The organism is Rhodococcus sp. NPDC006774, assembly GCF_040636045.1.
Classification (GTDB): Bacteria; Actinomycetota; Actinomycetes; order Mycobacteriales; family Mycobacteriaceae; genus Rhodococcoides.
Window position 1 is genome coordinate 1 of the sequence record NZ_JBEYIW010000040.1, and the last position, 13,414, is coordinate 13,414.

Below are 13,414 nucleotides of genomic sequence, written 5' to 3' on the forward strand. Positions count from 1 at the left end.
CAAGTGGATGCGACGCGCGGATATCGATGAGGGCCGCAGCCCTGGTGTGAGCGCGACCGAGTCCGCTGAACTGCGTGAGGCCCGTAAGCGGATCCGGCACCACTTCAGCGGGTCCCGGTTTTGTCCACGGTGTCTCGCCGAGCCGGACTGCATCTGGCAGAGGCAATGGGCGCACCCGTTGCTTCCGATCTGCCTGCGGCACCGACTGCGGTTGCAGACCCGGTGTCCCGGTTGCGGGCAGGTGCCATTCTCCGACACCACCTGGCTCGGCAGGCACGGCCCGCCATGGCACTGCCCCCAACGGTGTCCGCGCGAGAGCGCCGATCGGAAGGTGCGTCCGTTCTGCCGGCACGACTTGCGCGACGCCACCGTAATCGAGGCCAACGACGACCTGTGCACGGCCCAGCGGTATCTGACCGCGCTGGCCGAGGCAACCGACATCGACGATCCCACCTCCCGATACGACAGGACGGCCGCGACGACCCGATTCGAGGCCTTCTGCGACCTCGCCGCCGACAAAGTCGGCATCGAGGCCCTCGTCACCCTCGGCGCCCATCAGGAGCGTCAGCAAATCCGATGAGCACAGGACAGTCCACCCAGTTCGTGGCTGACCCGAAGTTGAAGTTGGTATTCCCAATTTTGTGTCCCAAGGACACGCGGACGGTAATGCTGCTCAACGCCTGCGATACCCGCAACGCTGCGGGCCGGACCGCCCGCAACACAGATCCCGCCCGCCCCGTTTTGGTCGTTCTTGGAATAGTCGTTCAGCTGGCGGGGCGGTCTGTCACTGTGACCGAGATCTGCTGGGTCTCGCCACCGCGGAGCACGGTCAAATCGACTCGATCGCCCGGGTCGAGGGCACGGAGCGCCGCGATGAAGTCCTCCGCCGACTCGATGTCGTGGCCGTTGACCGCGGTGATGACATCGCCCGGCCGGATACCCGCCGTCGCAGCCGGACCGAGCGGGACGACCTCGAGGACGACGGCACCGCTGGTGCGGTCGACTGCCAGTTGTTCGGCGATCTGCGGGCTCAGCGTGCCGGGCTGAATGCCGACGTACGCATGCTGGGCAGTTCCCGAGGCCAGCAGTTGGTCTGCGACGTCGACGACATTCGCCGCGGGGATGGCGAAGCCCAGAGCCACCGCACCCGCCGACGGGGGAATGTAGGCCTGGCTCATCCCCACGACCCGCCCTTGTCCGTCGATCAGGGCACCCCCGGAGTTACCCGGCGAGATCGCGGCGTCGGTCTGGATCAGGTCGACCAGCGGCGCCCCGGTGGAAGCCGACCCGGGGATCTGACGGTGCAATCCTGAGATGATGCCCGAGGTGACCGTGGCCTCGAACCCCAGCGGACTGCCCACGACTACGGCGAGCGCGCCGACCTCTGGCAACGCTGTCTCGAACGTCGCCGCAGTCAGATCCGTGCGGTCCGCTTGAAGGACCGCGACGTCGGTCACACGATCGACGGCCCGCACGTTCGCGGACACCTGTTGCCCGTCCGCGAAGGCCACACTCACCTGCCGGGCACCCTCGACCACGTGGGCGTTGGTGACGACGGTGCCGTCGGTCTTGTAGACGATGCCGCTGCCCACGCCGGACCCGGTAAGCACGGTGACGACCGAGGCCTCCACCTGCCGGACCAGTGCCGGCAGGTCTACGGCAGGTCCCGCTGAGGGCGTCGAGGTGGTGGGAGCCGAGGCGCCGCATCCCGCGAGGAGGAGGACCACGGTCGCGACCAGCGGCACCCAGATCGAGGAACGTACGGTCGACGGTACGCGCATCAGCCACCGCCTCCGTGAGGAATCGGTCTCCTACTTGCACCTGCCGCGAGCGGGCCCACCCGATCAACATACCCCCGGCGGCGCCCGAGACCGGTCACCGAACCGCTTCGATGCACCCAGGCAACCGGCATCGACGAACGGCAGCGCGCATGCTCCACCACTGAGAGCCAAGATGCTTCGTATCTTGTTGCGCTGCCAACTTTTTCATACAATTCTAATCTGGAGCGTCTCCGATTCGGGGCTCTCCGCATTTGAGCGGGGCGTGTGCTGATTTCATGCTGCTGGTCTCTGCCCTCGGGTGAGGGCGATGTGGACCATGATGCGCCTTCGGTAGTTGTCCATGTTGGTGAAGCCGCATCCGACACGCTTGGTTTGCTTGATGATCCGGTTGAAGCCCTCGGTGCGGGCGTTGGTCACGTCCTCGGTGAGCGCGACGAGCACCGCTGGCCACCAGGTGTCGATCGTGGTCGCCAGGCGGCTGGTTTCCTCCATGTCGGCGCGGGCGGCGTCGTCGTAGAAGTCGTACAGCCTGCGCCGGATCTGGTGCGGCTGGTGTTCGGCCAGCAGCAGGCGCAGGCGTTCCTTGACGGCATGCGCGGCGGCGATCTCGTTGGTCGGATCCTCGGCGGCGAGGGCGGCGTTGAACCGGGCCTTTTGCTTCACGGTGAGGTGCTCGTAGCCGGTGAGCAGCAGTTGCCGGCTGGCCCAGACTTTGTCGGTGGCGGTGCCGCGGCGGCCGTGCAGTTGCCGGGTGATCCGTTGACGGACCTGGGTGACCATGAGGTTGGCGAGGGCGACGAGATGCCACTTGTCGACTGCGATCCGCGCGTCCGGCAGGGCGGTGCGGATCCCGGATCGACAGGTACAACAGCGCCCGCCCGCACACCCGCCTCGGCAACGCCCCACCCGCCGAGTACGAGGCAGCGCACTGCGCTGAGCCCACCAAGTCATCGCGACCGGCAATGACACCTGCATAGACGTGGCATCAACGCGTAGATGTTTCAGTTTCTTCTGTGCTGGGGCTGTGTCAGGTGCTGGACCGGGTGTAGGCAGCGGCGCGCACCACATCGTCGTCCTCCAGTCCAGCTCCTAGTGCTCCGCCCACGGTGGCCAGGCTGGCGGTGAGCCAGCTGATCTTCGCGTAGTCCAAAGCGTTCACTGGGTGACCGGCGACACCGGCCAGTACCTGCTCGTCGATGAGCAGCAGCGCGCCGACCCAGGACAGGATGAATAAGCCGAGGTAGAACACCACAACCCCGATGGCCACGGTCGCGGTGGTGGCCAAATTGAACAGGATCACCTGCTCACGTTGGGCTCGCCGCCGTGGGCGCTCCCACAAGTCGGCTCCCAGGATCAGGGTGGCACTCACCGCCCCGATCGCCATCACCGCCAGCAGGACCAGGCGCACCGGCCCGTAGGCCATGGCCAGTACCCATAGGTCCGAGGCCACCAATGTCAGCATGCCGGTGGCCGCTGCCACGACCATCGCCCGGGAGAGCCGGGCCACGAAGGCCCAAGGCTGGTTGGCGCGGATCATGCCCAGCAGCAACCGCACGTTGCCGCTCAGCACTCGGGCCGTGAACTGCACGACGTTGTCGTCCGGGCGTTCGTCGAGATCGGTGGACAGCTGGTGGGCTCTTCGAGCAAGATCCCGCTGGGCGTTGAGGTCTTCGGCGTCGTAGCCCAGGAGCTGCCCGACCACGTGCACGGTGGTCTCTTGCACCTTCTGCCGCACGTGCACGGCTCCCAGGGTTGGGACGGAGACCAGTCCTACCCCGTGCACGGGGTAGGACTGGGTGAGCACCGGACGTCGGCCGGTCTTCAGGGGGATCTCGGTGAGCACCACGGCCAAATCCCAGTTCTCCTCCAGCACGCGGTTTCGGGCCGCCTCCAGCAGGTCCAAGGTCTCGGTGGGTGGATCGACCAGCCGGTCTTCGGCCATCTTCAGTTGCCAGCGCACTCCCGGATACCGCTGCACCAAAATCTTGCGCACCGAGGTGGTGACCTCGGGGCCGAGCATCGCACTCAGGGATGGTGAGACCACCAGGCCGATGAGCAGCTCGGCATCGGAAAGGGGTTCGGCAGGATCGGCGGTGGATCGGCAACGCTTAGCAGTCACCGCTCCATGGTGAGGCAACCACGGGCCGATTGCCACTGGCTCGATGGAGCCCCAAGGTTTCGTGCAGCACCGCGGGCCGGATTCGGTGGTCGCCTCGATCCCGGAGAGAGCGGTGCTGCTCACTGCGAAATCCTCTCCCCGCCGACGCCGCCAGCGCGAAGACATCACAGCCAGCGGGCCCGGGACCTGCCGGTGTCGAGGACGGCTTCTCGATGATGCTGCAGTGACGGATCGGTTGAAGTGCTTCGGCGGTGTGGGGAGCAGTGATCAGCGTGGGGGCGGTCGATTCCGTTCGGACAGGTGATGCATCGACTGCCCAGCGGCAGGTGCGGTACTGATGCGGGGGTACCCGGTGCAGGGGTGTCAAGGCCCAGCTCCGAAGACGGCAAGCCGGGCACGTGAAAGGCGAATTATGGCCCGCCGCAACCCGAGCGGGAAGGCATGTGTGGCACGAGGCGCCGAAGACGGGCCGGGCGTTTACTGCAGAGATAAATGGCTCTCCGCATTTGAGCGGGGCGTGTGCTGATTTCATGCTGCTGGTCTCTGCCCTCGGGTGAGGGCGATGTGGACCATGATGCGCCTTCGGTAGTTGTCCATGTTGGTGAAGCCGCATCCGACACGCTTGGTTTGCTTGATGATCCGGTTGAAGCCCTCGGTGCGGGCGTTGGTCACGTCCTCGGTGAGCGCGACGAGCACCGCTGGCCACCAGGTGTCGATCGTGGTCGCCAGGCGGCTGGTTTCCTCCATGTCGGCGCGGGCGGCGTCGTCGTAGAAGTCGTACAGCCTGCGCCGGATCTGGTGCGGCTGGTGTTCGGCCAGCAGCAGGCGCAGGCGTTCCTTGACGGCATGCGCGGCGGCGATCTCGTTGGTCGGATCCTCGGCGGCGAGGGCGGCGTTGAACCGGGCCTTTTGCTTCACGGTGAGGTGCTCGTAGCCGGTGAGCAGCAGTTGCCGGCTGGCCCAGACTTTGTCGGTGGCGGTGCCGCGGCGGCCGTGCAGTTGCCGGGTGATCCGTTGACGGACCTGGGTGACCATGAGGTTGGCGAGGGCGACGAGATGCCACTTGTCGACTGCGATCCGCGCGTCCGGCAGGGCGGTGCGGATCCCGCCCGCGTACGGCGCGGACGGGTCGATCACGACCAGGTCGATGCCGGCCCGGAACGCGGGTGTCTGCAGCGCGAGCCAGTCGATCACGCACGCCCCGGAGCGTCCCGGGGTCAGCCCGAGAAGGTGCCCGGGCAGGGTGGGGTCGGCGTTGACGAACGAGGTCATCCACGGGTTCGACCGTGTCCAGCCGGCCTCTTCGAGCACCCAGCGCACCGACCGGGCGCGGGTCTCGTCGATGCCGAGCACGCGGGTGGGTTCCGGCTCGGGCAGCCACTGGTTGGCCAGTGCGATGAGCGCCCGGTGCGCGGTCGACCACGCCACCTGGTACTCGCTAGCGACCTCGCTGACGGCGCGGTTGCCCGACGCGATCGCCGAACCGATCTTCTCTCGTAGCCGGGTCGTGAGCCGCGACCGTGCCGGCACAGCGCGGGACTGCTGCGTGAATGTCGCTGTCCCACAGGCCGGTTCGCGGCACACCAAGCGCCGTTTGAGCCACCACAGATCGGTTCTTTGGCCGGAGGCAGGCAAGTCCTTGACTCGAACCAGTGGCCGCTCCTTGATCCTTGAGGTGAGCACCCCGCACTCGGGGCAGGCGCCCTCCGGGTCGATGACCTCGATGACGACACGCACCGTGTCGGCATCGATTCGTTCGAGCTGCAGGACGGTGAACTCGTCCTCCAGCCCGAGCAGCACTGACGTACCCTCGTTCATGCTCGTGGCCTCGCTGTTGTCGCGTTGTGAGAGACCAACAGCATGTCGGGGCCACGAGCCCCATCAACTACCGGGCACCCCGCTCAAGCGCGAAGAGCCCGATTCGGTTGCCGCCCAGTGGAATCCGGTGGGCATGGCTCCAGTGGATGGATAAACCGACCGTTTGGAAAATGGATTTCTCCCGCCGGTTTCTCTCGGCGCCAGGAACTTGTCGTTCCGCCATCGAGCACCTGCTCCTGTACGTGAGCATGAAGGAACGGCTATTGCCAGCGTGTCAGCGACTGTACTGTCATTGCGGAATTCGCTTCCCGCTTTCGACTTGTGCGGGCCTTGCCACTCACCGCGTCGGCTGCGAAGATGACTGCATCGGGAGTTCTACTCGTGGACGCACCGCAGTAGTGGCCGGTACCCGGAGTTGCGTGTACCGGTCGCCTCGAGCGGGTTCCGGCGGACATCTATGCCCAGGGCAGGTATGGACGCCATTGCGCCTCTATTGTCGACGCCCGATAGGCGAATTTGCGTCGACCCCCGACAAGGGTTAGCGTCATTTCAGTGATTGCAAGCCAGGACTGTCGATAGGCGAATTGTGTTGACCGCCCGAAGGCGGATGAAGAACTCGCATTGCGGTTGGGCCGTTCGTGAGCCCAACCGGTTGACCGAGGGCCGGGCCGGTACGGTACGCACAGGCTCGGCGAAACCCCACAACATCGACGCCGAGGGGGCGTGATGTCAGAGTCCAGTGGCGGAACCTCCGCCGTAAGTCCACACCCACCTGCTCGCCAGGTGATTGCGACATTCGACACCTATGCCGACGCCGAGAGCGCCGTCGACTACCTCTCCGACCAGCATTTCACGGTAGACAAACTGGCCATCGTCGGTCGCGACATCGAGCTGGTCGAGCAGATCGTCGGCCGATTGAACTACGGCTGGGCCGCTCTGCGCGGCGCCGCCGCGGGCGCGCTGACGGGTGCGCTGTTCGGCTGGATCTTCGGGTTACTCGATTGGGTTCAGCCGCTGCTCACGGGCCTCGCGCTCGCCTTCTACGGGTTGGTATTCGGTGCCGTTGTGGGCGCTCTGCTCGGCCTGCTCATGTATGCGCTGCAGGGCGGCCGGCGCGACTTCACCTCAATCCAGTCATTACAACCACGTCACTACGAAGTCCTCGCCGATGTCGAGGTCGCGGACGAAGCCGTCCGCTTGCTCACCGGCCGGACCGATCGAAAGGAATGAGTCATGGCGACTGCTGTGGGTATAGACCTGGGCACCACCAACTCGGTCATCGCAAGCTGGCAAGGCGGCGAGCCGGTGGTGATCTCCAATGTCGAGGGAGCGCGGACGACGCTGTCGGTGGTGGCGTTCACCGAGAGCGGCGAGCGCCTGGTGGGTCAGCTTGCCCGACGGCAGGCGATCTTGAATCCGAAGGGCACGATCTACTCGGCGAAACGCTTCATCGGACGTCATTACGACGAGATCTCCGAGGAGGCCAAAGCGGTCAGCTTCGACGTCGTGCCGGGTGACAATGGTGAGGCCCGATTCGACGTGCGGGGAAAGAAGTACGCGCCGGAGGAGATCAGTGCCCTCGTGCTGCGCAAGCTCGTCGACGACGCGAGCAAGTTCCTCGGTGAGAAGGTCAAGGAAGCGGTCATCACCGTTCCGGCCTACTTCAACGACGCGCAGCGCAACGCCACCAAAGACGCCGGCCGGATCGCGGGCCTCGAGGTTCTGCGGATCATCAACGAGCCGACCGCGGCGGCACTGGCGTACGGCATGGACAAACAGACCCACGAGACCGTACTGGTCTTCGACCTCGGCGGCGGCACCTTCGATGTGAGTCTGCTCGATGTCGGCGAGGGAGTAGTCGAGGTTCGCTCGACGGCCGGCGACTCCCACCTCGGCGGAGACGACTTCGACCGACGCCTGGTGGACTACCTTGCCGACGAATTCCAGAGCGCGGAGAACATCGATCTGCGCAAGGATGCGCAGGCATTGCAACGCCTCTTCGAGGCCGCGGAGAAAGCCAAGGTCGAGTTGTCCTCGGTAACTCAAGCCCAGGTCAACTTGCCCTTCGTCACCGCAGACGCGAACGGTCCCAAACACCTCACCACCACGATCATGCGATCGAAGTTCGAGGATTTGACGGCAGATCTGGTGGAACGCTGCCTCGGTCCGGTAAAGCAGGCAATGAGTGACGCCAAGATCACCGCCAACGACATCGACGAGGTGATCCTGGTCGGTGGTTCGACACGCATTCCGGCGGTACAGGCACTCGTTCGCCGGCTCACCGGCGGTAAGGACCCCCACATGGGCGTCAACCCGGACGAGGTCGTGGCGCTCGGTGCCGCAGTCCAGGCGGGCGTGCTCAAAGGTGAGGTCTCCGACGTACTGTTGCTCGACGTCACCCCGCTGTCCCTCGGCGTCGAGACGCAGGGCGGGGTGATGACCAAGATCATCGAGCGCAATACGACGATCCCGGCCCGGCGCAGCGAAGTGTTCTCCACGGCGGAAGACAATCAGTCCGCCGTGGACGTCGTGGTGCTGCAGGGCGAACGCGAACGGGCCGCCGACAACCGGGTGCTCGGACGGTTCCGGCTGGAAGACATCCGCCCCGCGCCACGTGGCGAGGCCCAGGTCGAAGTCATTTTCGATATCGACGCTAACGGCATCCTCAACGTCACCGCCCGCGACAAGGACACCGGCAAGGAGCAGAGCATCACGATCAGTGAGCAGGGCAACCTGGACCAGAGTGAGGTCGAGCGCATGCTTGCGGAGGCCGAACGGAACCGGGGTGAGGACGAGGAGCTGCGCAAGGCGGTCGACGCACGCAACGCGCTCGATTCGGTTGCCTACCAGGTGGAACGGCGACTCGCCGAACTCGGTGACAGTGCGCCCCCGCACGACAAGGCGCGTGCCGAGATGCTGATCGCCGACGCCAGGAAGGCTGTGAAAGACGGTGCTTCACCCTCGGAGATAGAGCCCCTGACCTCGGAGCTGCAGCAGCTGCTCTACGGGCTCGCGCCGGTCCAAGCCGGCGGCGGCGACGGACACCAGGCCGGCGGCGCAGAGGCTGCGTCGTCGGATGATGACGACGTGATCGACGCCGAGTTCGATCGGAGCTGAGGCACCTGATGGAGAGGTCTGCTGATCATTCGACGACCGAGCCGGCTACCGACGGTACCGACGGGGATCAGACCGAGACGGCGCCTGATCGCACCGACACGGGGGCCGAGTTGGCTCAACTCGAGGACCGTTGGCGCAGGGCCCTCGCAGATCTGGACAACCTGCGCAAGCGGTATGCCAAGGATCTGGATCGTGAACGCGCCGCGGAGGTGGCGAAGGTTTCGGCGGCGTGGCTGCCTGTCCTGGACAATTTGGAGCTTGCGCTGGCCCATGCGGGCAGCGATCCTCAGGCCGTCGTCGAGGGTGTGAAGGCGATCCGGGATCAGGCGGTGCAGGTGCTGTCACGGTTCGGCTTCGAGCGCCACGACGAGGTCGGTGTGCCGTTCTCTCCGGAGCTCCATGAAGTGGTCAGTGTGGTGGCCCAACCCGACCTTCCCTCCGGGACCGTGGTCGAGGTCTTGCGCCCGGGCTATGGAGAGGACGGGCGGCAGTTGCGTCCCGCCGCGGTGGTCGTCAGCCGCCCCGAGGGGTGAGCACCGATGGCGCGTGACTACTACGAAGTGCTCGGGGTTTCTCGGGGCGCCGGCACCGACGAAATCCAGCAGGCCTACCGCAAGTTGGCCCGCAAGTATCACCCCGACGTGAACAAGGACCCCACTGCGGAGGACAGGTTCAAGGAGGCCAATGAGGCCTACCAGGTGTTGTCCGACCCGGACACCCGGAAACGCTACGACCGATTCGGTGACGACTTCCGGCGTGTGCCCGAGGACTACGACGAACGGGTCCGGGCAAGCGCCGGCGGGTTCGGCGGCGGCGGGTACGGCAGTGGGGGCGGGGGCAGAAGGGTGCACTTCGGTCACGGTGTCGGTGGCGAGGGCGGCGTCGACTTCGAGGACCTCTTCGGGCAGATGTTCGGCGGCGGTGGCGGGTACGGGCCGATTCCCGGCGCCGATCAGGAAGCGGAACTGGAACTGCCCCTGGAAGAGGCGTATCGGGGCGGAAAACGCACTCTCAGACTGGACGGACGGCAGTATGACGTCGACATTCCGGCCGGTGTCCTGGACGGCCAGCGAATCCGGTTGGCCGGGCAAGGAGGCCGGGGCAACGGCGACGCGCCGCCCGGGGATCTGTACCTCGTGGTGCGGATCAAGCCGCATCCCCGGTTCCGCGTCCAGGGCCGGGACATCTACGTCGACCTGCCCGTATCGCCATGGGAGGCGGTCCTCGGGTCGACCGTCGTCGTTCCCACCCCGGGTGGCGAGGCGAAAGTCAAAGTGGTGCCGGGCTCGTCGACGGGACGGAAGCTTCGCCTGCGCGGAGAAGGAATGCCCAATCCGCGGGGCGCCAACGGCAACCTCTACGCCGAAATCAAGGTGATGGTGCCGCCGAAACCGACAGCACGTGAACGCGAGCTGTTCGAACAGTTGGCCGCCGAATCGAACTTCGATCCGAGGAAACAGCCATGAGCACCCCGACCCCGGGCACCCAGTACATATTGGTTCGCCGTGCCGGATTGTCGCTGGATGTCTTCGCCGAACGTACCGGGCTGCACCCCGACCTGGCACGAAAGCTTGTGGCTCTCGGCCTGATCGACGCACGCCGCGACCCCGGCGGCGAAATATTGTTCGAACCGTCAGCAGTGGCCCACGCTGCCCGCATCCAACGGCTGCGGACCGGCCTGGGCCTGAACTACTCGGCAATCGGGCTCGTGCTCGATCTGCTGGATCGAATCGAGAAACTCGAAGCAGCTTCCCGCAGAAGGAGGACACCCCCATGGACACCGGCAGTCTGACTGAAAAGTCACGAGAAGCCCTGCAGGAAGCCCAGAACGTCGCGACCAGAATGGGTCACACCGAGGTCGACGGAGAGCACCTGCTGCTCGCGTTGGTCGATCAGCAGGAAGGGTTGGTACCGCGACTGCTCGAGCAGGCCGGTGCGAACGTCGATGCCCTGCGATCCGATCTGGAACGTGAACTGTCGCGTAGGCCGAAGGTCAGCGGCCCCGGTGCGACGCCCGGTCAGGTGATGATCACCCAGCGCCTGGCCAAGCTGCTCGACGCCGCGGAACGGGAGGCGAAGCGACTCAAGGATTCCTACGTGTCGGTGGAGCATCTCGTGATGGCCCTCTCCGAGGAGGGGTCGACCAGTGCGGCCGGACGGGTTCTCACCAGTCATGGGGTCACACGAGAGACCTTCCTCGCCGCCTTGACCACAGTGCGCGGCAACCAGCGCGTCACCTCGGCCACCCCGGAGGGGGCGTACGAGGCGCTGGAGAAGTACGGACGCGACCTCGTCTCCGAGGGGCGGGCAGGCAAACTCGATCCGGTCATCGGGCGAGATGCCGAGATCCGCAGGGTAACGCAGATCCTGAGCCGGAAGACGAAGAACAATCCGGTGCTGATCGGCGACCCCGGCGTCGGCAAGACCGCGATCGTCGAGGGACTCGCCCAGCGGATCGTCCGCGGCGACGTGCCCGAGGGCCTGCGCGACAAGACGATCTTCTCGCTCGACATGGGTTCCCTGGTGGCCGGTGCGAAGTACCGCGGCGAGTTCGAGGAACGGCTGCAGGCGGTGCTGTCCGAGGTGAAAGCGGCCGAGGGGCGCATCCTGTTGTTCGTCGACGAGTTACACACCGTCGTCGGCGCAGGATCGGTCGGCGGCGAGGGATCTCTCGACGCCGGCAACATGCTCAAACCGATGCTCGCCCGCGGCGAACTGCACATGATCGGTGCCACCACTCTCGACGAGTATCGCAAGCACATCGAATCCGATGCAGCATTGGAGCGTCGATTCCAGACCGTGCTCGTCGACGAGCCCAGTGCCGAGGATGCAATCTCGATTCTGCGCGGACTTCGAGAACGCCTCGAGGTGTTTCACGGCGTGAAGATCCAGGACGGCGCACTGGTGGCCGCCGTGACCCTCTCGCACCGGTACATCACCGACCGTTTCCTTCCGGACAAGGCGATCGACCTGGTAGATGAAGCGTGCGCCCGGCTACGAACCGAAATCGATTCGATGCCCGCCGAACTCGACGAGCTCACCCGGAAGGTGACCCGGCTGGAGATCGAAGAGGCCGCGCTGTCCAAGGAAACGGACGCGGCCAGCAAGACGCGCCTCGAGGAGTTGCGTAAGGAGCTGGCCGATCTGCGGGCCGAGGCCGACGCCCGGCACGCTCAGTGGGAGGCGGAGCGCCAAGCGATCCGTCGGGTGCAGGAGCTGCGGGGAGAGCTGGAACGATTGCGACACGAGGCCGAGGAGGCCGAACGCAATTACGACCTCAATCGGGCCGCCGAGTTGCGGTACGGCGAGATCACCGCGCTGGAGCGCAGGCTCGAGGCGGCGGAGGAGCAATTGGCTACCAGGCAGGGCCGGAATCCGTTGCTGCGCGAGGTGGTCACCGAAGACGAGATCGCAGAGATCGTGGCCGCATGGACGGGTATCCCGGTCGCTCGACTGCAGGAAGGTGAGCGGGAGAAGCTGTTGAAGCTCGACGAGATCCTGCACGAGAGGGTCGTCGGTCAGGACGAGGCGGTGCAACTGGTCGCAGACGCGGTGATCCGGGCGAGGTCCGGCATCCGTGATCCGCGCCGGCCGATCGGTTCGTTCATCTTCCTGGGACCGACAGGTGTGGGGAAGACCGAGCTCGCAAAGACGCTGGCCAGTGCCCTCTTCGACAGCGAAGACAACATGGTGCGCCTGGATATGAGCGAGTACCAGGAGCGGCACACGGTGAGTAGGCTCATCGGTGCGCCCCCCGGGTACGTCGGGTATGACGAGGGGGGTCAGCTCACTGAGGCGGTGCGTCGCAAGCCGTACTCCGTGGTGCTCTTCGACGAGATCGAGAAGGCCCATGCCGACGTCTTCAATACCCTGCTGCAGGTGCTCGATGACGGCCGGATCACCGATTCTCAAGGCAGGCAGGTCGATTTCCGGAACACGGTGATCATCATGACCTCGAACATCGGATCCCAGCATCTCCTCGAGGGAGTCACAGCGGACGGCGAGATCAAGCCGGACGCCCGGGCGCGGGTGCTGGCGGAACTGCGCGGGCACTTCCGTCCCGAGTTCCTCAACCGGGTCGACGACATCGTGTTGTTCACCCCGCTCACGCTGCCCCAGATCGAACATATCGTCGAGCTGCAGCTCGCCGATCTTCGGAACAGGTTGTCGGAGAGACAGATACACTTGAATATCACGCCGGAAGCACGCCGGCTCATCGCCGAACACGGTTTCGACCCGGTCTACGGTGCACGACCCCTGCGCAGGTATATCGCCCATGAGGTCGAGACCAAGATCGGTCGTGCGCTGTTGCGCGGCGAAATCGAACCGGGCGGCACCATCGATGTCACGGTCGATGACGGCGAACTGTCCGTCGCATATACGGAACCCGCCATCGCGGCCTGAGAAGGGGTGTCGTCATGGGATCGGCGACAAGCATCTCGAAGAGATTGCAATCGAGGACAATCGCACGGGCGACAAGGCCAGGATCCGCTTACGGGCCTCACGCAGTTCAGCGGACTCGGTCGCGCTCACACCAGGGCTGCGGCCCTCATCGATATCCGCGCGTCGCATCCACTTG

The 13,414-nt window shown here is 65.6% G+C and carries 11 protein-coding genes; 7 read left to right on the forward strand and 4 right to left on the reverse strand.

Going from position 1 to position 13,414, the window contains the following annotated elements:
• The coding region (locus tag ABZ677_RS27450) for a TniQ family protein (protein WP_358375179.1) at nt 1-580 on the forward strand (580 nt) is incomplete at its 5' end.
• A 184-nt stretch (nt 581-764) separates the two neighbouring features.
• On the opposite strand, the gene ABZ677_RS27455 is transcribed toward ABZ677_RS27450, so the two are convergent.
• The 4 genes from ABZ677_RS27455 to ABZ677_RS27470 form a co-directional block, all read right to left on the reverse strand.
• Nucleotides 765-1,781, reverse strand: a complete 1,017-nt coding sequence (locus ABZ677_RS27455; protein ID WP_358375182.1) for a trypsin-like peptidase domain-containing protein — start codon at nt 1,779-1,781, stop codon at nt 765-767.
• Nucleotides 1,782-2,054: 273 nt separating this feature from the next.
• Nucleotides 2,055-2,849, reverse strand: coding sequence for a transposase (locus tag ABZ677_RS27460; RefSeq protein ID WP_082920513.1), 795 nt, complete (start codon nt 2,847-2,849; stop codon nt 2,055-2,057).
• Nucleotides 2,809-3,900 (reverse strand): hypothetical protein, encoded by a 1,092-nt coding sequence (locus ABZ677_RS27465; RefSeq protein WP_182263509.1) that lies wholly within the window; start codon nt 3,898-3,900, stop codon nt 2,809-2,811. Before ABZ677_RS27465 ends, ABZ677_RS27460 begins: the two co-directional genes overlap by 41 nt.
• A gap of 528 nt (nt 3,901-4,428) precedes the next feature.
• The gene (locus ABZ677_RS27470) at nt 4,429-5,718 is read right to left on the reverse strand and encodes an ISL3 family transposase (RefSeq protein ID WP_358375187.1); all 1,290 of its coding nucleotides are present in this window, start codon (nt 5,716-5,718) and stop codon (nt 4,429-4,431) included.
• Nucleotides 5,719-6,444: 726 nt separating this feature from the next.
• Here ABZ677_RS27470 and ABZ677_RS27475 point away from each other — a divergent pair.
• From ABZ677_RS27475 to clpB, 6 genes are read left to right on the forward strand one after another with little or no spacing between them, the layout of a single operon-like run.
• Nucleotides 6,445-6,948: a general stress protein gene (locus ABZ677_RS27475; protein WP_005203454.1), complete on the forward strand. Its 504-nt coding sequence runs from the start codon at nt 6,445-6,447 to the stop codon at nt 6,946-6,948.
• Nucleotides 6,949-6,951: 3 nt separating this feature from the next.
• Nucleotides 6,952-8,835, forward strand: coding sequence for a molecular chaperone DnaK (dnaK, locus tag ABZ677_RS27480; protein WP_358375191.1), 1,884 nt, complete (start codon nt 6,952-6,954; stop codon nt 8,833-8,835).
• 8 nt (nt 8,836-8,843) lie between these two features.
• On the forward strand, nt 8,844-9,368 hold the full coding sequence (locus ABZ677_RS27485; RefSeq protein WP_247207564.1) for a nucleotide exchange factor GrpE: 525 nt from the start codon (nt 8,844-8,846) through the stop codon (nt 9,366-9,368).
• A 6-nt stretch (nt 9,369-9,374) separates the two neighbouring features.
• Nucleotides 9,375-10,301, forward strand: a complete 927-nt coding sequence (locus tag ABZ677_RS27490) for a J domain-containing protein (protein WP_358375195.1) — start codon at nt 9,375-9,377, stop codon at nt 10,299-10,301.
• The gene (locus ABZ677_RS27495; protein ID WP_358375198.1) at nt 10,298-10,627 is read left to right on the forward strand and encodes a chaperone modulator CbpM; all 330 of its coding nucleotides are present in this window, start codon (nt 10,298-10,300) and stop codon (nt 10,625-10,627) included. Before ABZ677_RS27490 ends, ABZ677_RS27495 begins: the two co-directional genes overlap by 4 nt.
• Nucleotides 10,609-13,239, forward strand: a complete 2,631-nt coding sequence (gene clpB, locus ABZ677_RS27500; RefSeq protein ID WP_358375201.1) for an ATP-dependent chaperone ClpB — start codon at nt 10,609-10,611, stop codon at nt 13,237-13,239. Before ABZ677_RS27495 ends, clpB begins: the two co-directional genes overlap by 19 nt.
• The last annotated feature ends 175 nt before the right edge of the window (nt 13,240-13,414 follow it).

Excerpts from the sequence above, each read along its gene's own strand:
- dnaK (WP_358375191.1), top strand. The coding sequence starts at position 6,952 with ATGGCGACTGCTGTGGGTATAGACCTGGGCACCACCAACTCGGTCATC.
- ABZ677_RS27460 (WP_082920513.1), bottom strand. The coding sequence starts at position 2,849 with ATGTGGTGCGCGCCGCTGCCTACACCCGGTCCAGCACCTGACACAGCC.
- ABZ677_RS27495 (WP_358375198.1), top strand. The coding sequence starts at position 10,298 with ATGAGCACCCCGACCCCGGGCACCCAGTACATATTGGTTCGCCGTGCC.
- ABZ677_RS27490 (WP_358375195.1), top strand. The coding sequence starts at position 9,375 with ATGGCGCGTGACTACTACGAAGTGCTCGGGGTTTCTCGGGGCGCCGGC.
- clpB (WP_358375201.1), top strand. The coding sequence starts at position 10,609 with ATGGACACCGGCAGTCTGACTGAAAAGTCACGAGAAGCCCTGCAGGAA.
- ABZ677_RS27475 (WP_005203454.1), top strand. The coding sequence starts at position 6,445 with ATGTCAGAGTCCAGTGGCGGAACCTCCGCCGTAAGTCCACACCCACCT.
- ABZ677_RS27485 (WP_247207564.1), top strand. The coding sequence starts at position 8,844 with ATGGAGAGGTCTGCTGATCATTCGACGACCGAGCCGGCTACCGACGGT.
- ABZ677_RS27455 (WP_358375182.1), bottom strand. The coding sequence starts at position 1,781 with ATGCGCGTACCGTCGACCGTACGTTCCTCGATCTGGGTGCCGCTGGTC.
- ABZ677_RS27470 (WP_358375187.1), bottom strand. The coding sequence starts at position 5,718 with ATGAACGAGGGTACGTCAGTGCTGCTCGGGCTGGAGGACGAGTTCACC.